We start from the raw sequence: 22215 nt of genomic DNA on the forward strand, positions 1-22215 counted from the left end.
ACTGAGTATTCGATGCCTTAGCCGCGGATCACTCGAAGGCAATTGCGGATCACAGCTGATCACTGAGCTCAGGCTGGGGCTCGTCCTGAACTTCAACATACCTGTGACTATTGCGAGCCGGAGTCTGACGTCCGTCTACGACCAGCACGGAAGGAGTTGCAGCGTCGCATGGATGCGCGAACGATCCGGCTTACCTTCTCAGAAGTCGAAGAATTCTCCGTGGACACTTCCGCCATTAGCCGACGAGTTCAGTGCCTGGTGGATGAGGCCTCATCAATGCGAAAGGATCAAGGCGCACCCCCTCAACGAGTTATTCGATAAGGCACAACGTAAGGCCGTGAGGATTGACAAGAGCGTCAAGCAATTCCCGTCATTTTAGCCTCTTTTCAGCCTAAATAAGTTCGTTGTTTGGCGCGGGGCAGGATCTCAGCTCGGAGTTCCTGCAATGTTCAAGCAAGTATTTTCTGCGTGTTTCCTCGTTGTCATCGGTCCAATCTGTTCAGAAGCAAGACCTTATCGCATCGTCCACGCGCCCGAATGCAATGTCATCATGCCATGTGACTTCTCGGCCACCCAGGCGCGCCGCGAACGAACTTCGCACTACTCACTGCTGGCGTATCGCCCCAAGCAACTCGCGTTAGCCACGCCCAACAGCGTAGCGGCGGTGAGTGACCGTACTCAGGGCCGGATTGTCGGCGGTCGGCCGCCCGGTTGCCCGTCTTCATTCTGTGGTTGTGGCGCAGCCTTGCGAGTGTTTGGTCGTGTCGTGCCTGAATTGAACCTTGCGGCCAACTGGCTACGCTTCCCGCGGACTTCGCCTGCGCCGGGAATGGTCGCAGCGCGGCGCGGGCATGTCTTCGTTCTGGAACAGCACCTCGAAGGCGACATGTGGATGGCGTATGACGCCAACTCAGGCGGACACGCGACGCGGATGCACCCGCGATCATTGCGTGGCTACACGGTTGTCAATCCTCGCGGTGCGGGTTGAACGGTCCCAACGACCGTTGGCCTAACGGTTGGTCGCCGCTCTAACGCCAGCCAGCAGCCATGAACGTGGGCCAGATGTTCAATATCTGGCCCCCGAGCCAGCCGGGGACCCGTTGCGGTCCTGGGCCGCTGCCGCTGCTTGGGTCGCTAGGACTCTGACAAGCAGCTCAATTGCGAGCGTGTCGAAGGTGAAGCAGAACTTCGCCTTCGGCCTGACGCTCAACGCCAACCATGTCTCGACCGCAGAGCGCGACACGATCCGCGGCCGTTACATCAAGGGCTGGGCCGAAGGCGAACGACTCAATCATGGCAAGAGCGCGGGAAGCGATGGAGACTCTTCAGAAAGGGTCACTACAAACAGACGCCGATGGCCGACATCAATGAGTCGTTCAAGGCTCAGAAGATGCTTCACGTCCAAGGACTGGAAACGCATGTATTCAGGTGGGACCGTCACGAACTGAACTGGCTACAACAATTGACAGATTTCTTTGGCCAACGCAGGCATCAAGGACTTCACGCTGGCGAGCAGTACTTTGATCCAGGCCTCCATTCAATGCCAATGACCTAGATATCACGAGCCTGAGGGGATGTTCGCGCCAAGCACCAGTTGTGCGGCGCGCCCCAATTTCCTGGACTCTGCTGTCGTATCCGGCATGTGTTGCGCCCGCCGCTGAACACGCTGTCCCTTCTGCACCCTCGACCGCGCTGCCGCACTCTGTTGTCCAGATAGCAATGGCTTGCCAATCTCAGGTGGGCTACGCCAATCTAACTTCTCGGTCAGAGCATCTGGAATGCGAGAGAAGCTCCCAAGACTACGCCAAACTACGCGATAACTGCCCGCAGCCCTACTCCCACTCAATCGTCCCAGGCGGCTTGCTCGTCACGTCGTACACCACCCGGTTCACGCCCTTCACTTCGTTGATGATGCGCGTCGCGGTCTCGCCGAGAAACTTCATGTCGAACTGGTAGAAGTCCGCGGTCATGCCGTCGGTCGACGTCACGGCGCGAAGGCCTACGACGTAGTCATACGTGCGGCCGTCGCCCATGACGCCGACGGTCTTCACCGGGAGCAGCACGGCAAAGGCCTGCCAGATTTCGTCGTAGAGGCCGTGCTTGCGGATCTGGTCGATATAGACGGCATCGGCCTTGCGCAGGATGTCGAGCTTGTCTTTCGTGATGTCCCCGGGGCAGCGGATGGCAAGGCCGGGGCCCGGGAACGGGTGACGGCCGACGAAGATTTCGGGCAGGCCGAGCTCGCGCCCGAGCTTGCGCACCTCGTCCTTGAACAGCTCGCGCAAGGGCTCGACGAGCTTCATGTTCATGCGCTCGGGCAGGCCACCGACATTGTGGTGCGACTTGATGGTGACGGAGGGGCCGCCGGTGAAGGAGACGCTCTCGATCACGTCGGGGTAGAGCGTGCCTTGCGCGAGGAAGTCGGCGCCGCCGATCTTCTTGGCCTCGGCCTCGAACACCTCGATGAAGAGGCGGCCGATGGTCTTGCGCTTGGCTTCGGGGTCGGTGACGCCTTCGAGCTCGCCCAAAAACTGTTTCGAGGCATCCACGTGCACCAGCGGGATGTTGTAGTGGTGGCGGAACAGGTCGACCACCGTCTTGGCCTCGTCGAGGCGGAGCAGGCCGTGATCGACGAACACGCAGGTGAGCTGGTCGCCGATGGCCTCGTGGATCAAGACGGCCGCGACGGCGGAATCGACGCCGCCGGACAGGCCGCAGATCACCTTGCCCTTGCCGACCTGCTGGCGGATTTTTGCGATTTCCTCCTCGCGGAAGGCGCGCATGGTCCAGTCGCCGCTGAGGCCTGCGATCTTGCGCACGAAGTTGCGGATGAGTTTCGCACCGTCGGGCGTGTGCACCACTTCCGGGTGGAACATCAGGCCGTAATATTTGCGCTTCTCGTCCTGGATGATCGCGAACGGTGCATTCGGCGAGGTGCCGGCGACGGAGAAGCCCGGCGGCATCTTGGTGATGCGGTCGCCATGGCTCATCCAGACCTGGTTCTTGCTGCCTGACGACCAGACGTCCGCGAACAGCTGGCTCTCGGCCTTGACCTCGACATCGGCGCGGCCGAACTCGCGGTGATGGCCGCCCTCGACGGTGCCGCCAAGCTGCTCCGCCATGGTCATCTGACCGTAGCAGATGCCCATCACGGGCACGCCGGAATCGAAGATGGCTTGCGGGGCGCGCGGCGAGCCGGCCTCGTGCACCGATTCGGGACCGCCCGAGAGGATCACCGCTTTCGGCTTCATCTCGTTGAAGGCGGCTTCGGCCTTGTTGAACGGGACGATCTCGCAATAGACGCCGTCCTCGCGCACGCGACGCGCGATCAGCTGCGTCACCTGGCTGCCGAAGTCGACGATGAGAATCTTGTCGTGCGCCGAGGCCACGGAGGGCGTCGACGCGGAGCGGTCGTTCTGTGCTGCTGTCATGGCCAGCAAATACGCTGGCGCGGCCCTGCCCGCAACCGCGCCTGTCGCGCGCCCACATGCTTCTTTGGGCATGGACAAACCCATATAGGTAAGTATTATTGACCTATTATGCCCCGCTCTTGAACAGGGGCGATCAGGGAGAACGCCATGTCTTCGCAACACATGTCCTCGCATCACATGTCTTCGCATCACCAGCCATCGACGCTGGCCGCGCTCGGCCGGATCTGGGTCGAGGCCTGGAACGCGCGCGATCTCGAGCGCGTGCTCACGCTCTACGACGAGGCGGCATTGATGACCTCGGACCGCATCCCGATGCTGGGTTTCGACGCCAGCGGCACCGTGCGCGGCAAGGATGCCTTGCGCACCTATTGGGGCAAGGCGCTCGGGCTGGTGCCGGAGCTGCATTTCACGCTGATCGACCTCTTCGTCAGCCCGGACAGCGTCGTGGTGTTTTACGCCAACGAGCGGGGCAAGAAGATCTGCGAATATCTGCGGGTGAACGAGGCGGGGCTGATCGTGCAGGGCTCGGCGAACCATTTGGTGGGGTGATCGTGCTCTCTCCTCGTCATTGCGAGCGCAGCAAAGCAATCCAGACTGTCGCCGCGGATGCATTTCTGGATTGCTTCGCTGCGCTCGCAATGACGGAGACTGGCGCGACGGCGTGCGCTAACGACAACGCTGCCGGCTCTCAAGACAGGACTCCCCCATGAAACTCCCCACCTCCCCCTTCACCGTCACCGACTGGAGCAAGGTCGAGCCGACCACGCATCCCGGTGAGACCGGGCAGGCCACGTGGCGCACGCTCAATATCGGCGATCTCCGGGTCCGGATGGTGGAATATTCACCCGGCTACCTGGCCGACCATTGGTGCGTTCGCGGCCACGTGCTCTACGTGCTGGAGGGCGAGCTCCGTTCCGAGCTGCGCGATGGCCGCGCCTTCAAGCTGACGGCGGGCATGAGCTACCAGGTCTCGGATTTCGGCGACGCCGCACACCGGTCCTCGACCGCAACCGGGGCGACGCTTTTCATCGTGGATTGAGGTTCATCCGGACCGTTACTTTGCACCGCAAAATAGAAAAGTCGGACGACGTTTCGGACCACGGGTGGTGGCTTGAACTGGCCCCAAATTCTCGCTATATTGTGATCATCGATACTTGGCCGAACGACTGGGCCGCTTCGCCTCGTTGCTAACGGGCGCGCACGCTTCAGATGACTTCTCCAAACATCGACTGAACAGGGCTATGGGCGCAATGCTGCGTACCGGTCCACGTGCGTACTCTCTCTAACTAACTAACTAAAGGAAATTCCCATGGCTATGGGCACCGTGAAGTGGTTCAACACCCAAAAGGGTTATGGTTTCATCCAGCCGGACGACGGCCAGAAGGACGTGTTCGTGCACATCAGCGCCGTCGAGCGCGCCGGCCTCTCCTCCCTCAACGAGGGTCAGAAGGTCTCGTTCGACATCGTCGCCGACCGCCGCAGCGGCAAGTCGTCGGCTGACAATCTCCGCGTCGGCTAACGCCGGCGCAGCGTTCTGACCACGGACGTACCGGCAGAACGCCAGAGTTAAAAGGCCCCGCGACCGGGATCCGGTTCGCGGGGCTTTTGTTTTCGGGGTGTCCGACACGGTGCCGTAGGGCGGAGTCACCGGGGATCGCAAGGTCATCGTGGGCACGGCGCAAGAGCGCCTTTGCCCGGGACTGGCACGGGCATGACGACTTCTCTTGAGAGCGACACCTACACCGTGGGCAGCACCGAAAACGCTTCCCCTGCCCTGCGCAGGTTCAATTCGTCCGCTCCGGCGGTCTCGCTGGTCACACTGTCGACGCGCGAGGATGGCGGACCGTGGCGGCACAGCGCGACCATGTCGGCGACGTGCTTCGGCGTGCCGGCAAACAGTGCTTCCACGCTGCCGTCGCGGCGGTTGCGAACCCACCCCTCGAGGCCGCTCGCCGTCGCCTGATACTCCACCCAGGCCCGATAGCCGACGCCCTGCACGCGCCCGCGGATCATCACCTGGAGGATCGCCCGGCTCATTTTTTCAATCCGAGGAATTCGGCGCTGCGCGCCTTGACGTCGGCTTCGCGCATGACGCCGGCCGTCAGTTCCAACGATGCGAGCCCTTGGAGGTCTTTCGGCGATGCACCGTCGCGGAGCGCCTTCTGGGTCGCGTACACGGCCTGCGTCGCGGCGGCGATCGGTGCGTGGCCCTGCAGCGCGATACGCACGCGGTGGCTGGCGAGGTAATCGAGCGCGCTCAAGTCCTCGGGCGCCCCGCCGAGCACGATCGGCAGGCGCGTCGCAGCGCTCACCGCCTCGAGTTCGGCCCGCGACTTGATGCCGGTGAAGAACAGCGCATCGACACCGGCGGCCTCATAAGCCTTGGCGCGGCGGATCGCGTCCTCGATCGAGGTGATCGAAGCAGCACCGGTGCGCCCCATGATGACCAGGGAGGCATCGCCGCGGCCGCTCAGCGCGGCCTTCATCTTGCCGACACCTTCCTCGAGCGAGATCAGCTGCGCCTTCGCTTCGCCAAAGGCCGCCGGCAGCAGGGTGTCCTCGATGGTGAGGCCGGCGGCGCCAGCCGTCTCCAGTTCCTGCACGGTGCGGCGGACATTGAGCGCGTTGCCATAGCCGTGATCGGCATCGACCAGCACGGGCAGCGCGGAGGCGCGCGACATCCGCCGCATCTGCTCGGCAAGCTCGGTGAGCGTGATCAGCGTGACGTCGGGATCGCCAAGCACGGCAAGCGAGGCGACCGAACCGCCGAACATGCCGAGCGGAAAGCCGAGGTCCTCGGCGATGCGGATCGAGATGGCGTCGTAGACCGAGCCGGGATGGACGCAGGTGGCGTCCGACAGAACGGAGCGAAGTTTCTCGCGGCGGGAACGAAAGGCCATGGGTGCCTCACTCTCAATTCCTCATCCTGAGGAGCGCGCTCTTGGCGCGCATCTCGAAGGATGAAAGGCCCGGCTGGTGGCCTCGCCCTTCGAGACGCCGCGAAGGCGGGACTCCTCAGGGTGAGGGTCTCCTGTTGTGCCCGAAGCGCTCTTACGCAAACTCCAGGATCAGCGCGTCCACCGCCAGCGTCGCGCCGGCGCTGGCGTGGACCTTCTTCACCGTGCCGTCCTGCTCGGCGCGCAGCACGTTCTGCATCTTCATGGCTTCGACCACCGCCAGCGTCTCGCCGGCCTTGACCTCCTGCCCCTCGGTCACCGCGATCGAGACCACGAGGCCGGGCATCGGGCAGAGCAGCTTCTTGCCGCTGTCGGAGGCCGTCGTCACTGGCATCAGCCGCGCGGATGCAGCTTCCGCTTCGGTCCAGACATAGACCGGCACCTCGACGCCCTGATGCGCGAGGCGGATACCGTTCGGGATCGGCCGCGCCTGCAGCGCGACGAACTGGCCATCGATGGTGCCCTGCCAGACCGCATCGCCCGGCTTCCATGGCGAGGCCAGCAGATGCGCGTTGCCGGCCTTGCCCTCGGCATCGATGAAGCGGATCGCGATCGCCTCGCCCTCGCGCGCGACCTCGAGCTGGATCTCCTGGCGGTCGAGCCAGACCGCGCGGCGCCGCTCGCGCTGCACGATGCGGCCGCCCATCTGGCCCGAGATCTGCCGCTTGCGCTCTCCCAGCACGTGATCTATGGCGGCGCCGACCGCGGCGATGCGCCGCGCGACCTCGCCTTCCGGCACGCGCACCGCAAAGCCCTTGGGGAATTCCTCGGCGATGAAGCCGGTCGAGAGCCGGCCCTCGCGCCAGCGCGGATGATGCATCAAGGCCGACAGGAACGGGATGTTGTGGCGGATGCCGTCGACATAGAACGAATCCAGCGCGGTCGCCTGCGCCTCGATCGCGGCCGCACGCGAGGGCGCGTGGGTGACGAGCTTGGCGATCATCGGATCATAATGGATCGAGATCTCGCCGCCCTCCTGCACGCCGGTGTCGTTGCGGATGGTGATGCCGTCGTGGCTGGCTTCCGCCGGCGGGCGATATTTCACCAGACGCCCGATCGAGGGCAGGAAGTTGCGGAACGGGTCTTCGGCGTAGAGACGCGATTCCACCGCCCAGCCCGTCAGCGTGACGTCCTTCTGCGCGATGGCGAGCTTCTCGCCCGCGGCAACGCGGATCATCTGCTCGACGAGGTCGACGCCGGTGACGAGCTCGGTGACGGGATGCTCGACCTGCAGGCGGGTGTTCATCTCCAGGAAGTAGAAGCTCTTGTCCTGCCCCGCGACGAACTCGACGGTGCCGGCGGAATCGTAGTTCACGGCTTTGGCCAGCGCGACCGCCTGCTCGCCCATCTTGCGGCGCGTGGCCTCGTCGAGCAACGGCGACGGCGCCTCCTCGATGACCTTCTGGTTGCGGCGCTGGATCGAGCATTCGCGCTCGCCGAGATAGATGACGTTGCCGTGCTTGTCGCCCAGCACCTGGATCTCGATGTGGCGGGGATCGACGATGAACTTCTCGACGAAGACACGGTCGTCGCCGAACGAGGCCTTCGCCTCGGCCTTGGCGAGATTGAAGCCTTCGGCGACCTCGGACTTCGAATGCGCGATGCGCATGCCCTTGCCGCCGCCACCCGCGGAGGCCTTGATCATCACGGGGTAGCCGATCTCGTCGGCGATCCTGACCGCGTGCTTGTCGTCCTCGATGACGCCGAGATGGCCCGGCACGGTCGAGACCTTGGCCTTGGCGGCCGCCTTCTTCGATTCGATCTTGTCGCCCATCGCAGCGATCGCGCCCGGGTTCGGGCCGATGAAGACGATACCGGCCGCCTCCAGCGCGCGCGGAAATGCCTCGCGCTCGGACAGGAAGCCGTAACCGGGATGCACGGCCTCGGCGCCGGTCTTGCGGCAGGCCTCGACGATCTTCTCGATCACCAGGTAGCTCTCGGCGGCCGCGGGCGGGCCGATCAGCACGGCCTCGTCGGCCATCTCGACATGGAGGGCGTCGCGATCGGCCTCGGAATAGACCGCAACCGTCTGAATTCCCATCTTGCGGGCAGTCTTGATGACCCGGCAGGCGATTTCGCCGCGATTGGCGATCAGGATGCGTTTGAACATGCTTTTCTTGAGTCTCGACCTTGGGCGGGACCCTTCCCTGGCCGTTGGGGCCTATGGGACGGGCCGTGTGGCTTCCGTGGTACATCAAAATGGGCCGGAGGCAACGGTCTAAATCCGGCCCGTTCTGGCGTACCAGCGCAAGACCAAAGGGGGCTCGACACGCCTCTAGCGACGGCCCGGGACGTCCTGGGCCTTGCTGGCCTCCCTGGCTTCCTTGGCGTCCTTGGCCACGTCCCTGACCAGGCCGTGAATGAAGCCGAGCTTGCTGACCACCGCGGGCGACAGGATGAAGGGATAGAGGTCGCGCAGGCCCATGGCGCGGTTGACGCTGTTCATGGCGAAGGTGAAGGGCAGCCATGCGCTCAGCAGCGCATCGACGTCGCGGGCCTCGTAGGGATTGAACCGGATCCGCGCCGTCAACTCCCCGTCACGGTCGACCTTGGGGCGCACCTCCATGCCGAACTCGCCGGCCATCTCCAGGGCATCCACAATGTGGAGATAGTGCGCCCAGGTCTCCGCGAAGTCTTCCCAGGGATGGGTGGTGGCATAGGCCGAAACGTAGCTCTGCTGCCAGTCGGGTGGCGGCCCCTCGGCATAGTGACGCTGTAGCGCCTGGCCGTAATCGACAGAATCGTCGCCGAAGACCGCGCGGCATTCTTCGAGCTTGCCGCCGTCCCGCACCAGCACATCCCAGAAATAGTGCCCGACCTCGTGGCGAAAATGCCCGAGCAGCGTCCGGTACGGCTCGCCCATTTCGAGCCTGCGCCGCTCGCGCTCGATGGTGTCGGCCTCAGTCAGCGCAATCGTGATCAAGCCGTTGTCGTGGCCCGTCAGGATCCTCTCGCCGCTGTTCGGATCGTCGGCCAGGAAATTGAAGATCAGACCATGTTCGGGGTCGTCCTGCCGAGTCCGGAGCGGCAGCTTCCAGCGGATCAGGGAATAGAACAGACGGTGCTTCGCCACCTCCAGCTCGCGCCAGCCGGCGAGCTGCGCCGGATCCGAGAGGTTCGGCACCATCCCATTGTGGCGGCAGGCGCGGCAATAGCCGGTGGTATCGCCCGCGTCCGTGAGCCAGTTGCAGGCATCGTACCCAGCGTTCCGGCATAGCATCCGGCTTTGGCCCTTGTCGGCCAGCATTCTCCAGGCCTCTCCGTCTGGCTCGATCGCCGACATCGTCTCCTGCTCCGGCAGGAAAGCGACCCGATGACCGCATCGTTCACAGGCGCGGTTCTCGAAATAGAGGACGTTGCCGCAGGCCTGGCAGAGAAAGAGTTTCAAGATTTAGCCTCTTCGGAAAGAGCTTCATGGCAGCCCGTCATGGCGCCTCGCGAAGACGCATCCGCAGGCTGATCGTTCCAGTCTCTGGAACAAATAGCCAGACCAGGAATTGAAGAGACGTATCTTTTCCCGGTCCACGCAAGCCCGCATTTCCCGCCAGGCGCTCCCTTGTAGGCAATGGCCATCACGCTCCGTCTGTGTGAATATCGATCCGGCACGTGCGCTCCCGCATGACAACGGCCGATGCCTTGAACGATCCCTTGAACGATCATTTGCCCGAGACCATCGCTGCCGAAAGGCTGCGTCAGCATCTCGAAGACGTCGCGCGCGAGCGCGACAACGCCTATCGTGCGCTCCAGGAGCGCGAGACCGAGCTGGCGCGCATCCAGCGCATCGGCAAGGTCGGCGGCGTCGAGGTCGACTTCCGCGAGGGCTTCAAGAACCGGCGTTCGCCCGAATATCTGATGCTCCACGGCCTGCCGCCGGAGGCGGCCGAGGAATCGCACGAGGATTGGGTCAATCGTATCCATCCCGACGACCGCGACGCCACCGTCAAGCACTTCATCGATGCACTCGCCGACACCAGCGAAGACTACACCGCCGAATACCGCATCATCCGTCCCAATGACGGCGAGACCCGCTGGATCCGGGTCGTCGCCAAGATCGAGCGCGACAAGGACGGCCGCGCCATCCGCCTGGTCGGCGCCCATATCGACGTCACCGACCAGATGCTCGCGCGCGAGACCCTGCGCGAGAGCGAGGAACGCTTCCGCCTGATCGCCGACAGTGCCCCGGTGCCGATCTGGGTGACCAAGCTCGACCGCACGCGGTCCTTTGCCAACCAGGCCTATGTCGACTTCGTCGGCCTGCCCTACGATCAGGCGATCGCCTTCGACTGGCGCAAGGTGCTGCATCCGGACGACCTGCCGCATGTGCTGCAGCAATCGGTGCAGGGCGAAGCCTCGCTGAAACCCTTCGTGCTGGAAGCGCGCTACAAGAATGCCAGCGGCGAATGGCGCTGGCTGCGCTCGGAATCGCAGCCGCGCTGGGATCCGACCGGCAAGCATATCGGCTTCATCGGGGTCGCCCACGACATCACCGTCGCCAAGCAGGCCGAGATCGAGCTCCGGCGGCTCAACGAGACGCTGGAAGAGCGCATCGCCGAGCGCACGGCCGAGCTCGAATCCAACGAGGCGCGGCTGCGCGCGATCCTGGAGACCAGCAACCAGTATCAGGGCCTCGTCAATCTCAGCGGCGAGTTGCTCTACGCCAACAAGACCGCACTCGACGGCATGGGGGCTCCTTCCTCGGAGGTGATCGGAAAGCCGCTGTGGGAGACGCCCTGGTTCAGCGCGACGGAGGGCATGAGTGCGCTGGTGCGCGAAGCGTTCCACACCGTGCTCAAGGGCGAAGCCGTGCGGCTCGAGATGCGCCTGCGCCTTCCCATCGGCGAGCGTGATTTCGACTTCGGCATGCGCCCCGTGCTCGACCGCCACGGCAACATCACCGGCGCGGTCCCAGAAGCCGTCGACATCACCGAACGGCGCCGCGGCGAGGAAGCATTGCGGCAGTCGCAGAAGATGGAGGCGATCGGCCAGCTCACCGGCGGCGTCGCCCACGACTTCAACAACCTCCTCACCATCATCCGCTCGGCCACCGATTTCCTGCGCCGCCGCGAGCTGCCGGAAGAGCGCCGCCGCCGCTATGTCGATGCCATCTCCGACACGGTCGAGCGCGCCTCCAAGCTGACCGCTCAGCTTCTGGCGTTCGCGCGCCGGCAGCCGCTGAAGCCGCAGATCTTCAACGTCGGCAGCCAGGTCGAGGGTGTCGCGCAACTGGTCCGGCCGCTGGTCGGCGGCCGCATCGAAATCGCGGTGGAGATTCATGACGCCGACTGCTTCACCATCGCCGACATCGCCCAGTTCGAGACCGCGCTGATCAACCTCGCCATCAACGCCCGGGACGCCATGGAGGGCGAAGGCAGCCTTACCATCGCGGTGCGCCAGGTTTCCGGCATCCCCAGCTTGCGCGCGCAGTCTGCACGCAGCGGCGACTATGTCGCGATCTCGGTCACCGATACCGGCAGCGGCATCGCGCCGGAACATCTCGATTCGATCTTCGAGCCGTTCTTCACCACCAAGGAGGTCGGCAAGGGCACCGGCCTCGGTCTCAGCCAGGCGTTCGGCTTCGCCAAGCAGTCCGAGGGTGACGTCGCGGTGACGAGCACGCAGGGCAAAGGCGCGACCTTCACGATCTACCTGCCGCAGGCCCAGAGCCCTGTCGCCGAGAAGGAAGCCGCGGCGCTGATCCACGAGGCCGCCACCACCGGGCGCGGCTACCGCGTGCTCGTGGTCGAGGACAATGACGATGTCGGTCAGTTCTCCACCGAGCTGCTGGAGGATCTCGGCTATGTCGTCCGCCGCGTCGCCAACGCCAACGCGGCGCTGGCGATCCTTGGCGAGAACGAATTCGCCGTAGACCTCGTGTTCTCCGACGTCATCATGCCCGGCATGAACGGCGTCGAGCTCGCCGGCATCATCCGCGAGCGCTATCCGGGCCTGCCCGTGGTGCTCACCTCCGGCTACAGCAACGTGCTCGCCGAAAACGCCCATCGCGGTTTCGAGCTGATCCAGAAGCCATATTCGGTGGAATCGCTATCGCGCATCCTGCGCAAGGCGATCACGGAGAAGTTGTCAGTGACGCGGTGAATGTGAGCCAAGCTTACCGCTGTCGTCCCGGACAAGCGCGCAAAAAGCGCGCGCCGATCCGGGACCCATACTCCGAGACGGACGTTGTAGCGTGAGCTCGTAGCCGACAATCCTCGCCGAACTTCATCCTGTGGTTATGGGTCCCGGATTTGCGCTTACGCTTGCCCGGGACGACAGCGAAGTGCTTGGCGCGCGCTGATAGACGCAACGACGATCGAGAAACCGATGTCCAGCGAAACTCCCGATCGAGCAAGGCAAGCCGGCCGGGCGCTGGATGCGGCCAATTTCTTCCTCGCCGACGTCCGCGACGGTCTCGGACCTTACCTCGCCGTCTATCTTCTCACCGAGCAGCATTGGGACGAGGCGCGCATCGGCCTCGTAATGTCGGTCGCGACCATCGCCGGCATCGTGGCGCAGACGCCGGCCGGAGCGCTGGTCGATGCGACGCGCGCGAAGCGGCTGGTGATGGTGATTGCCGCCATCATGGTGACACTGGCCTCGCTGTCGCTGCCGCTGTTTCCGAGCTTCTTGCCCGTCGCGATCTCGCAAGGGATCGCGCAGGCCGCCGCCGTGATCTTTCCACCCGCGATTGCCGCTGTTTCGCTCGGCATTTTCGGCCACGCCGCCTTCACCCGGAGGATCGGCCGCAACGAAACCTTCAACCACGCCGGCAATGCGGTCGCGGCCGCATTGGCGGGCGTCTCCGCCTATTGGTTCGGCCCGACCGTCGTCTTCTATCTTCTGGGCGCGATGGCGATCGCGAGCCTTCTCAGCATCCTCGCGATCCCCGCCCGCGCCATCGATCACGACCTCGCCCGCGGGCTGCACGATGCGGGTACGGATTCGCAACAGGACACGCCGTCAGGCATCGCCGTGCTTCTGACCTGCCGCCCCCTCCTCGTCTTTGCCATCTGCGTGCTGCTATTTCACCTCGCCAATGCGGCGATGCTGCCACTGGTCGGGCAGAAACTGGCGCTGCAGGACAAGAACATGGGCACCAGCCTGATGTCGGCCTGCATCGTCGCGGCGCAAGTCGTGATGGTGCCGTTTGCCATGCTGGTCGGTGCCAGGGCCGACCGCTGGGGCCACAAGCGATTCTTCCTCGCTGCCCTGCTGATCCTCCCGATCCGCGGCGCACTCTACACGCTCTCCGACAATCCGTTCTGGCTGGTCGGCGTGCAGCTGCTCGACGGCGTCGGCGCCGGCATTTTTGGCGCGATCTTTCCCGTCATCGTTGCCGATCTCATGCGCAACACCGGCCGCTTCAACGTCGCGCAAGGCGCGGTCATCACCGCCCAGAGCATCGGCGCGGCGCTGTCGACGACGCTGGCCGGCTTCGTCGTGGTCGGCGCGGGCTACAGCGCGGCGTTCATCAGCCTCGGCCTCGTCGCTGCGATCGGCGCCGCCATCTGCATTTGCGCCCTGCCCGAGACGCGACATGGGGCAGCCCGCCGCCAGGGGGAGACAGCGGCACCGGCATCCGCTATCGCTGCCGAATGAACTCATTTCACGTCAAGGACTGAACGTGCCGTCTGACGCCATCTGGGCCTGGAGCATCATCGTCGTCGCGACCGCAGGCGTCATCATCCGCCCGTTTCGCCTGCCCGAAGCGGTCTGGGCCGTGATCGGCGCGAGCGCGCTGGTGCTATCAGGCCTGCTGCCGTGGCAGGACGCCCTCGCCGGCATCGCAAAAGGCCTCGACGTCTACCTGTTCCTGATCGGCATGATGCTGATCGCCGAGCTCGCGCGGCTCGAGGGCCTGTTCGATTATCTCGCCGCGCTCGCGGTGGAATATGCCGCCGGCTCGCCGCAGCGGCTGTTCCTGCTGATCTATCTCGTCGGCACGCTGGTGACGGTGCTGCTGTCCAACGACGCCACCGCGATCGTGCTGACGCCCGCCGTCTATGCCGCGACGCGCGCAGCCGGCGCGAAACCGCTGCCCTATCTCTTCGTCTGCGCCTTCATCGCCAATGCCGCGAGCTTCGTGCTGCCGATCTCCAATCCAGCCAATCTCGTCGTGTTCGGCGCGCGGATGCCGCATCTGACGGAATGGCTGCGCCTGTTCGCCCTGCCATCGGCGGCCTCGATCCTGCTGACCTACATCGTGCTGCGCCTGACTCAGCACCGCGCGCTGAAGGAGGAGACGATTGCCCACCGCGTGCCGCATCCCAAGCTCGGCCGCGGCGGCAAGCTGACGGCGATCGGCATCGTCGCGATCGGCATCGTGCTGGTCACGGCGTCGGCGCTGGACAAGCAACTCGGCCTGCCGACCTTCATCTGCGGCGGCGTGACGGCCGCGATCGTGCTGCTGCTCAGCCGGCAGTCGCCCATACCGGTGCTGCGCGGCGTGTCGTGGAGCGTGCTGCCGCTGGTCGGCGGGCTGTTCGTCATGGTGGAGGCGCTGATCAAGACCGGCGTGATCGCGCAGCTCAGCGCGCTGCTGCACCAGGCGGTGGCCCAATCCGTGCCGCAGGCCGCCTGGAGCGTCGGCATCGCGACCGCCCTCGCCGACAACATCGCCAACAACCTGCCGGTCGGTCTCGTCGCCGGCTCGGTCGCCGCCAGCGGTCATTTGCCCGCACCTGTCGTCAGCGCCATCCTGATCGGCGTAGACCTCGGCCCCAATCTGTCGGTGACCGGCTCGCTCGCCACCATCCTCTGGCTGGTCGCGCTCCGCCGGGAAAAGATCGAGGTCGGCGCCTGGCCGTTCCTCAAGCTCGGCCTGCTGGTGACGCCGCCTGCCCTGATCGCGGCCTTGGCGGCGGCGATCCGATAAACGTACGATCTTTGCGGCGCATCAATGTCGCCGCTGAGGCCGGAGCTATACTTCAACTTGTCGCGCAGCCTGATAGGGCGCGGCAAGGAGATCCATCATGCAGATCCAGTCAAAGGCATTGCCGCAGAGCTTTTCCCTGCGTCGTTCGTTTCAGAGCTTCACCGCGCCACGCCAGGGCCAGGCGGAAACGTCCCACCCATTGCTGCTCCTCGCGGTGGTGGTGCTGGTGACCCTGTTCGCGATCGTGGAGGTCGACCTGCACAGCGCCCAGTTGCAGGCGCTCGGCCTGCTCGGCCATGGCGCCGGGATTGATCCGGTCTTCCTGAGCCCGTAGCCTTGGGAATGGAGCCCGATCGCGGCCATGGCCGCGACCGGGCAACGTGTCGTCAGTCGTTCTCGTAGCCGTAGACTTCCGGCAGGATGAAGATCGCGGCGAGCAATCCGATCAGCGGGAAGATCGCGACCATCAGCGTGGCGTTCGCCTGCCCGATCGCGGCAAACACCGTCGGGAACAGGAAGATTGCCAGGAACGACGGCAGCTTCACGAACATGTAGGCGAAGCCGCTGGCGGTGCCGCGATATTTCGGCTTGGCGACCATGGTCGGGATCGTCATGCAGTTCGACGCGTCCCAGTAATGGCCCCACAGCATGGCGGCGGCCGCGAACGGCAGCAGGATCTTGTTGTCGGTATAGAGCGCGAAGGCCGCGACCAGCAGCGCGGCCAGCACGATCGAGAAGCCCGCGATCGAGATGCCGCGGTGGCCGATCTTCGGCGTCAGGAGCGGGCCGACCCAGCCCGACAGAGCGGCGAAGGAGAACAGCGCCATCGTCACCAGATTGATGCCGAGCACGCTCGACACGCCGACCATGACGAAGAGCACCGGCAGATAGAACGCGAAGGTCGAGAATTCGCTGGCTTGCACGAAACAGGCGATCCAGCCGTAGAGCGTGGCGCGCCAGCGGATCGGATCTTTCTTTAGGTCGGCGAGGAAGGCGCGGGTCGAGACCTTCGGCACTTCGACGTCCTGGTCCGGCAGCATGTCGAGATTGTCGTTGAACATCTCGCGCGCGACCTGCTTGGCCTCGCGGTAGCGGCCCTTCTGCACCAGCCACACCGCCGTCTCCGGCACGTCGTGCCGCATGATCAGGATGATCAGCGCCGGCAGCGCGCCGAGGCCGAGCGTCACGCGCCACAGCGTCTCGTGGTTCATGTCGATCAGGAGGAAGATCACAATGACGCCGATGGTGAGCACCTCGCCGACCGCGAACATGAACTGCCAGCGGTTGCCCATGACCTCGCGCTCACCCTTGGCCATGGATTCCATGATGTAGGTGTAGCCGGTCGAGATGTCCGAGCCGAGCGGAATGCCGAGCAGGAAGCGGATCACGATGAGCCAGGTGATATCGGGCACGAAGGCCTGCGCCAGCGCCAGCACGATGAACAGCACCATCGTGGCCAGGAACATGACGCGGCGGCCGATCTTGTCGGAGAGCCAGCCGCCGAGCAGCGCACCGATCAGGGCGCCGCCCTGCGTGCCGGCCGCGGCAAGGCCCAGCATTAGCGGATCAGGATTGAACTGCTCCTTGATGAAGATCAGCACGAAGGCGATCGAATAGAGATCCCAGGCCTCGACCAGGATCGAGGCCATCATCAGCCAGCCGACCTTGTTGCCCTTGGGACTGTAGTTCGTGATGAGGTAGCGGACCGCGGCTTCGCTCGCGGTCGGTTGTGGCATCGCCGTCGTTGACATGTCTGGTCCTCTCTTCAAGACTTTCAAAGCATGGTCCGGATCCGAAGGGCCGCGCTGGCGCAAAGTGCGCAGCGGTTTTCCGAGCGGATCATGCTCAAACAACAAGCTAAAGCGCGATGACGATCCATCCTGATCTCATCGCGCTTTACGTGCCGAGCAGCGGCTCGATGCTGCAATCGAGCAAGCGCGGGTCGATCCCCACCTCCATGCCGTTGAACATCTCGCCCATGTAGTCGATCAGTGCATCGCTCGCCTTGACCGCGTCCTCGACGCGGCGGTTGGCGACTGCGTTGAGAATGCCGAGATGATGGTCGATTGTGCCGGATAGATCGGCCTGTCCGGGCATGAAGCGGTGGTGGATGTAGCCGATGCGCCGGTACAGCGTGTGCAGCGGCCGTAGCGTGTGCACCAGGAACGGCTCGCCGGCCGCCTCCAGCACCAGCGCGTCGATGCGGCGGTCGATGCTGTTGAATTCGTCGAGGGTCAGGCTGGCGCGGCGCTCACGCAGGAGCCGCTCGATATGTAGCGCCTGATTGCGATGCGAGAGGCTGGCGCGATCGGCCGCGAGGCGAACCACGAAACGCTCCATGTCGCGGCGCAAGGCCAGCAGCATGCGCTCGCGCGCCAGATCGATCGGCGCAATGTGCAGGCCGTGGCGCGGACGAATGACGATGAGCGTGTCGGCGGAGAGACGGTTGACGGCGTGATGCACCGGCGTGCGGCCGAAGCCGGTGATCTCCTGCAATTCCAGCATGGTCATGAACTGACCGGGCTTGAGCTCGCAATGGACGAGCAGCTCCTCGATCTTCTGGTAGGCCAGCTCGAAGAAATTGACGCGGTTGCGCCGGGAGGGCCTGCCCTCGCCGTCGTCGCTCCTCACTACTTCGAGCGCGCGTTTGCGCCGTGCCATGTCGTCCTCCCGTCCACCCGCGTTCTCGGGCGGGGCGCCTCGCTCCGAGGCGTCGTGTTTGTGACATCCTTAAAACATGTTGTGATATATTACAAGCGGGCGTAAGACTGCCCTCGCCCCGCCGCCAAGCGCGGCCCGAAAATGACAAACAACAGGGCGCTAAGCGCCCGACGGGAGGATTGTGACCGTGAAGATCACGTCGATCGAGACGCTGCGTACCGAGGAATTCTCCAACGTCATCTGGGTGCGCGTTCACACCGACACCGGCGTGATCGGTCTCGGCGAGACCTTCTACGGCGCGGGCGCCGTCGAAGCGCAGATCCACGACACCTTTGCCGGCCGCCTGCTCGGCCGCAATCCCCTGCATATCGAAGCGATTCACCGCGATATGCTCAACCTGCCGATGGCGCAGTCCTCCACCGGCGTCGAATATCGCGCGGCGTCCGCGATCGACATCGCGCTGTGGGACCTGTTCGGCAAGGTCTGCGGCCAGCCGGTGCACCAGATGCTCGGCGGCCTCTGCCGTGACAAGCAGCGCATCTACAACACCTGCGCCGGCACGCAATATGTCCGGTCCACCAATATCAGCCCGGTCTCGAACTGGAATCTCGGTGCTGCCAAGGGACCCTACGAAGACCTCGACGGCTTCATGAACCGTGCCGATGCGCTGGCCGAAAGCCTGCTCGAAAGCGGCATCTCGGCGATGAAGATCTGGCCGTTCGATCCGGCGGCGCAGGAGAACAAGGGCCTCTACATCACGGCCGCGCAGATGAAGCAGGCGATCGAGCCGTTCGAGAAGATCCGCAAAGCGGTGGGCGACAAGATGGAGATCATGGTCGAGCTCCATTCGCTGTGGAATCTGCCGACCGCCAAGCAGATCGCGCGCGCGCTCGAGCCCTACAAACCGACCTGGTACGAGGACCCGATCCGGATGAACTCGCCGCAGGCGCTGGCTGAATACGCCCGCTCCACCGACGTCTGGGTCTGCGCCAGCGAGACGCTGGGCTCGCGCTTCCCCTACAAGGACATGCTCGACCGCGACGCCATGCATGTGGTGATGGCGGACCTGTGCTGGACCGGCGGCCTCACCGAAGGGCGCAAGATCGCGGCCATGGCCGAGACCTATCACCGCCCCTTTGCTCCTCATGACTGCATCGGCCCGATCGGCTTCATCGCCGCCATCCACATGTCGTTCAGCCAGCCCAACACCTTGATCCAGGAATCGGTGCGCGCCTTCTACAAGGGCTGGTACAATGAGCTCGTCACCACGATGCCCGTGATCAAGGATGGCTATGTCTTCCCGATGGAAGGCCCTGGCCTTGGCGTCGACCTTCTGCCCGCCGTATTCGAGCGCTCCGATCTCATCGTGCGTCGCTCCAACGTCTAAGGACCTTCCGACATGAGCACTTCCCTGTTCGATCTCTCCGGCCGCACCGCGCTCGTCACCGGCTCGTCCCGCGGCCTCGGCCGCGCCATCGCCGAGGGCATGGCGAAGGCCGGCGCGAAGATCATCATCAACGGCGTCGATCCCAAACGCGTCGAGCAGGCCGTCGCCGAGTTTCGCGCCGCCGGCCACCAGGCCGAGGGCGCCGCGTTCAACGTCACCGACGAGCCCGCGATCGTCGCCGCCTTCAACGATTTCGACAAAAAGGGCATTGCAGTCGACATCGTCGTCAACAATGCCGGCATCCAGCACCGCAAGCCGCTGGTCGAGTTCACCACCGACGAATGGCGCAAGGTGATCGAGACCAACCTCACCAGCGCCTTCGTGATCGGCCGGGAAGCTGCCAAGCGCATGATCCCGCGCAAGCACGGCAAGATCATTAATATCGGCTCGCTCGGCAGCGAGCTCGCCCGCCCCACCATCGCGCCCTACACCGCGGCCAAGGGCGGCATCAAGAACCTGACCCGCTCGATGGCGGTGGAATGGGCCCAGCACGGCATCACGGCCAATGCGATCGGCCCCGGCTACATGCTGACCGACATGAACGAGGCGCTGGTCAACAACACCGACTTCAACAACTGGCTGATGGGCCGCATTCCCTCCAAGCGCTGGGGCAAGCCGGACGAGCTGGTGGGCGCCGCGATCTTCCTGGCGTCGGATGCCTCTACCTACGTCAACGGCCAGATCATCTATGTCGATGGCGGCATGATCGCCGCGATGTGACCTGCGAACAGGAGCAAGCCATGCGCGCCGTCGTCATCCACGCCCCCAAGGATCTGCGGATCGACAGCTATCCCGATACGGCGCCCCGCCCGGGCGAGGTCCGCGTCAAGATCGCCAATGGCGGCATCTGCGGCTCCGACCTGCATTACTATCATCACGGCGGTTTCGGCGTCGTGCGCATCCAGCAGCCGATGGCGCTGGGCCACGAGATCGCCGGCGTGGTCGCTGCGGTCGGTGATGGCGTCACGGCGGTAAAGCCGGGCACGCGCGTCGCGGTCAATCCAAGCAAGCCGTGCGGGATGTGCCTGCATTGCCAGGAGGGCATGCGCAACCAGTGCCTCGACATGCGCTTCCTCGGCAGCGCGATGCGCTTTCCCCATGTGCAGGGCGGCTTCCGCGAATTCATCACGGTCGACGCCACGCAGGCCGTGCCGATCGCGGACAAGCTCTCGCTTGCGGAAGCCGCGGTCGCCGAGCCGCTCGCGGTGTGCCTGCACGCCGGCAAGCAGGCCGGCGCCCTGCTCGGCAAGCGCGTGCTGATCACCGGGTGCGGCCCGATCGGCGCGCTGATGATTTTGGTGTCGCGCTTCGGCGGCGCATCCGAGATCATGGTCACCGATGTCGCCGAGGCGCCGCTCGCGGTTGCGCGAAAACTCGGCGCGACGCACGCCATCAACGTCGCGGCCGATGCCACGGCGCTCGATCCCTGGCGCGCCGGCAAGGGCGTGTTCGACACGCTGTTCGAGGCCTCCGGCAATCAGGCGGCGCTGCGTGCAGCGCTCGACGTGCTGCGTCCAGGCGCGACGTTGGTGCAGCTCGGCCTCGGCGGCGAGATGACGCTGCCGATCAATTCCATCGTCGCCAAGGAATTGCAGCTGCGCGGCACCTTCCGCTTCGACCCCGAGTTCGAGCTCGCGGTGCGGCTGATGGGCGAAGGCCTCATCGACGTCAACCCGCTGATCACGGCCACCATGCCGTTCGAGAACGCGGTCGCCGCCTTCGAGCTCGCCAGCGACCGCTCGCAGTCGATGAAGGTGCAGCTTACTTTCTAGCTCCCTCGGCGGCCTGCTGGCTTTCGATCAGCCGGTCGCTGACCAGCCGAACCGCACCGCGTTTCCAGGAATAGTCCGCGCCGAGGCGCAAGCCACTGTCGCCGCGCGCTAAAACCGCGCCGGTGCCGGCATCGCGCAGCTGGAAGCCGAGCGTGTATTCGGTGCGGCTGACCCGCCGCACCACGCCGATCAGCGATTGATCCGCACCGAGCTGTTTCGCAATTACGGCCTCGCAACCACCGCAGTCGCGCAAGGCGCGCGCCTTCACTGCCTCGCCGCCCGCGCCGCCGACGTCGACGATGCGGTAGCGGCCGGACTGGCCGAGGACGTCGCGCACGCCGCCGGTGACGTCGGCCAGGTTCGATACATCTGAAGCGGCCAAGGCACCGACTGACGCGGCCGTCATGTCCTCGAGCTCGAAATCGAACACGGCCAGCGCAACCGGCGCGGGCGTTGCAAGCGCCGCCATGACCTCGCGGGAGACGAAGATCTCGGCGCGCTCCCATGATTCGTCATTGTCGCCGCGGAAGGTGTAGAGCTTGTCCATCACGAGCTTCCTGGCGCCGACGTCGATCACCGCGATCTTGGCCCATTGCACCAGCGTGCTCGTCTTCTGGATGCCGCCGATCACCTTGAACGTGGCCCCGTCCTGGGCGGAGGCCACCAGCCGGTAGCGCCCGCCTTCGCCGATGTCCCGCCTGAGCGCGGCCATGAACGCAGACAGCCGCCGCTCGTGGGCCGCGGTCTGGTTGGCCGGCTCGGCCGACGTGTCGGTGTAGCTGAAATCGTCCATGGCAACGCCGATGGTGGCCTCGGCGGCAGCCGGCGCACACGGCAGGACGAAGAGGAGCAGAGCAGGAAGGATCGATCGGGAGAGGTGCATGAGCGGGGCCTCGCGAGAACAGGCGGCTAGCAAAATCTCCGCGGCAGACCGGGGCCCTGCAACGGCCGGCGTCCCGGCGAGCCCCGGGAAAATTTCACGACGTTGCACTGCGGTAACGCGTGGTGCTTTGCGTGGCTGGCGTTCTGCCGTTTAATGCCGAGGCGACAAAACCGTTCGCGCAAGGTGCTCCCC

20 protein-coding genes are annotated in these 22215 nt (G+C 64.8%); 12 read left to right on the plus strand and 8 right to left on the minus strand.

Annotation, left to right across the window (positions count from 1 at the left end; genetic code table 11):
• Positions 1 to 445 precede the first annotated feature (445 nt).
• Together ML401_RS20345 and ML401_RS20350 are read left to right on the plus strand one after the other, a co-directional pair.
• Entirely contained in the window at positions 446 to 988 is a 543-nt protein-coding gene (locus ML401_RS20345) for a hypothetical protein (RefSeq protein ID WP_285806693.1), read from the plus strand.
• Between the two features lie 366 nt (positions 989 to 1354).
• Entirely contained in the window at positions 1355 to 1555 is a 201-nt protein-coding gene (locus ML401_RS20350; protein ID WP_285806694.1) for a hypothetical protein, read from the plus strand.
• A gap of 277 nt (positions 1556 to 1832) precedes the next feature.
• Here the strand turns inward: ML401_RS20350 and guaA are convergent, their stop codons facing one another.
• Positions 1833 to 3431 carry a glutamine-hydrolyzing GMP synthase gene (gene guaA, locus ML401_RS20355; protein WP_285806695.1) on the minus strand — a complete coding sequence of 533 codons (1599 nt, stop codon included), beginning with the start codon at positions 3429 to 3431 and terminating at the stop codon, positions 1833 to 1835.
• Between the two features lie 177 nt (positions 3432 to 3608).
• Between guaA and ML401_RS20360 the strand changes: the two genes are divergently transcribed.
• The 3 genes from ML401_RS20360 (at position 3609) to ML401_RS20370 (ending at position 4950) form a co-directional block, all read left to right on the plus strand.
• Positions 3609 to 3980, plus strand: a complete 372-nt coding sequence (locus ML401_RS20360; RefSeq protein ID WP_285812711.1) for a nuclear transport factor 2 family protein — start codon at positions 3609 to 3611, stop codon at positions 3978 to 3980.
• Between the two features lie 157 nt (positions 3981 to 4137).
• Positions 4138 to 4470 (plus strand): DHCW motif cupin fold protein, encoded by a 333-nt coding sequence (locus ML401_RS20365; RefSeq protein WP_285806696.1) that lies wholly within the window; start codon positions 4138 to 4140, stop codon positions 4468 to 4470.
• A 270-nt stretch (positions 4471 to 4740) separates the two neighbouring features.
• Entirely contained in the window at positions 4741 to 4950 is a 210-nt protein-coding gene (locus ML401_RS20370; RefSeq protein ID WP_008141931.1) for a cold-shock protein, read from the plus strand.
• Positions 4951 to 5168: 218 nt separating this feature from the next.
• Here the strand turns inward: ML401_RS20370 and ML401_RS20375 are convergent, their stop codons facing one another.
• The 4 genes from ML401_RS20375 to ML401_RS20390 all read right to left on the minus strand — a co-directional run bounded on the left by ML401_RS20375 (position 5169) and on the right by ML401_RS20390 (position 9776).
• Entirely contained in the window at positions 5169 to 5468 is a 300-nt protein-coding gene (locus tag ML401_RS20375; RefSeq protein WP_128918091.1) for an acylphosphatase, read from the minus strand.
• Entirely contained in the window at positions 5465 to 6331 is an 867-nt protein-coding gene (locus ML401_RS20380; protein WP_285806697.1) for an oxaloacetate decarboxylase, read from the minus strand. The genes ML401_RS20375 and ML401_RS20380 overlap by 4 nt, the downstream gene beginning before the upstream one ends.
• A 151-nt stretch (positions 6332 to 6482) precedes the next feature.
• Entirely contained in the window at positions 6483 to 8498 is a 2016-nt protein-coding gene (locus ML401_RS20385) for an acetyl/propionyl/methylcrotonyl-CoA carboxylase subunit alpha (RefSeq protein ID WP_285806698.1), read from the minus strand.
• 165 nt (positions 8499 to 8663) lie between these two features.
• Positions 8664 to 9776, minus strand: a complete 1113-nt coding sequence (locus ML401_RS20390) for a putative zinc-binding metallopeptidase (RefSeq protein WP_212068530.1) — start codon at positions 9774 to 9776, stop codon at positions 8664 to 8666.
• A 218-nt stretch (positions 9777 to 9994) separates the two neighbouring features.
• On the opposite strand from ML401_RS20390, the gene ML401_RS20395 reads away from it, so the two are divergent.
• From ML401_RS20395 to ML401_RS20410, 4 genes are all read left to right on the plus strand, one after another.
• Complete coding sequence (locus tag ML401_RS20395; protein ID WP_285806699.1) at positions 9995 to 12484, plus strand: PAS domain-containing sensor histidine kinase; 2490 nt, start codon at positions 9995 to 9997, stop codon at positions 12482 to 12484.
• Between the two features lie 225 nt (positions 12485 to 12709).
• Positions 12710 to 13984, plus strand: coding sequence for an MFS transporter (locus ML401_RS20400; protein WP_285806700.1), 1275 nt, complete (start codon positions 12710 to 12712; stop codon positions 13982 to 13984).
• Positions 13985 to 14009: 25 nt separating this feature from the next.
• Positions 14010 to 15260, plus strand: a complete 1251-nt coding sequence (locus ML401_RS20405; protein ID WP_211419260.1) for an arsenic transporter — start codon at positions 14010 to 14012, stop codon at positions 15258 to 15260.
• A 97-nt stretch (positions 15261 to 15357) separates the two neighbouring features.
• Complete coding sequence (locus ML401_RS20410) at positions 15358 to 15594, plus strand: hypothetical protein (RefSeq protein WP_211419259.1); 237 nt, start codon at positions 15358 to 15360, stop codon at positions 15592 to 15594.
• A gap of 52 nt (positions 15595 to 15646) precedes the next feature.
• On the opposite strand, the gene ML401_RS20415 is transcribed toward ML401_RS20410, so the two are convergent.
• The gene (locus ML401_RS20415; protein ID WP_211419258.1) at positions 15647 to 17011 is read right to left on the minus strand and encodes an MFS transporter; all 1365 of its coding nucleotides are present in this window, start codon (positions 17009 to 17011) and stop codon (positions 15647 to 15649) included.
• A gap of 145 nt (positions 17012 to 17156) precedes the next feature.
• Entirely contained in the window at positions 17157 to 17921 is a 765-nt protein-coding gene (locus tag ML401_RS20420) for a GntR family transcriptional regulator (protein WP_194402696.1), read from the minus strand.
• A 187-nt stretch (positions 17922 to 18108) separates the two neighbouring features.
• Here ML401_RS20420 and ML401_RS20425 point away from each other — a divergent pair, with 187 nt between their 5' ends.
• Genes ML401_RS20425 through ML401_RS20435 form a run of 3 tightly spaced genes read left to right on the plus strand, consistent with a single transcriptional unit; the run spans position 18109 to position 21140 of the window.
• A complete protein-coding gene (locus ML401_RS20425) occupies positions 18109 to 19308 on the plus strand; it encodes a mandelate racemase/muconate lactonizing enzyme family protein (protein WP_194402697.1) in 1200 nt (399 codons plus the stop codon).
• Between the two features lie 12 nt (positions 19309 to 19320).
• On the plus strand, positions 19321 to 20088 hold the full coding sequence (locus ML401_RS20430) for an SDR family oxidoreductase (RefSeq protein WP_211419256.1): 768 nt from the start codon (positions 19321 to 19323) through the stop codon (positions 20086 to 20088).
• Between the two features lie 20 nt (positions 20089 to 20108).
• Positions 20109 to 21140, plus strand: coding sequence for an L-idonate 5-dehydrogenase (locus ML401_RS20435; RefSeq protein ID WP_285806701.1), 1032 nt, complete (start codon positions 20109 to 20111; stop codon positions 21138 to 21140).
• Here the strand turns inward: ML401_RS20435 and ML401_RS20440 are convergent.
• Positions 21130 to 22023, minus strand: coding sequence for a DUF3280 domain-containing protein (locus ML401_RS20440; protein WP_285806702.1), 894 nt, complete (start codon positions 22021 to 22023; stop codon positions 21130 to 21132). The genes ML401_RS20435 and ML401_RS20440 overlap by 11 nt on opposite strands.
• Positions 22024 to 22215: the final 192 nt, after the last annotated feature.

It is taken from the genome of Bradyrhizobium sp. 62B (assembly GCF_030272265.2).
Classification (GTDB): Bacteria; Pseudomonadota; Alphaproteobacteria; order Rhizobiales; family Xanthobacteraceae; genus Bradyrhizobium.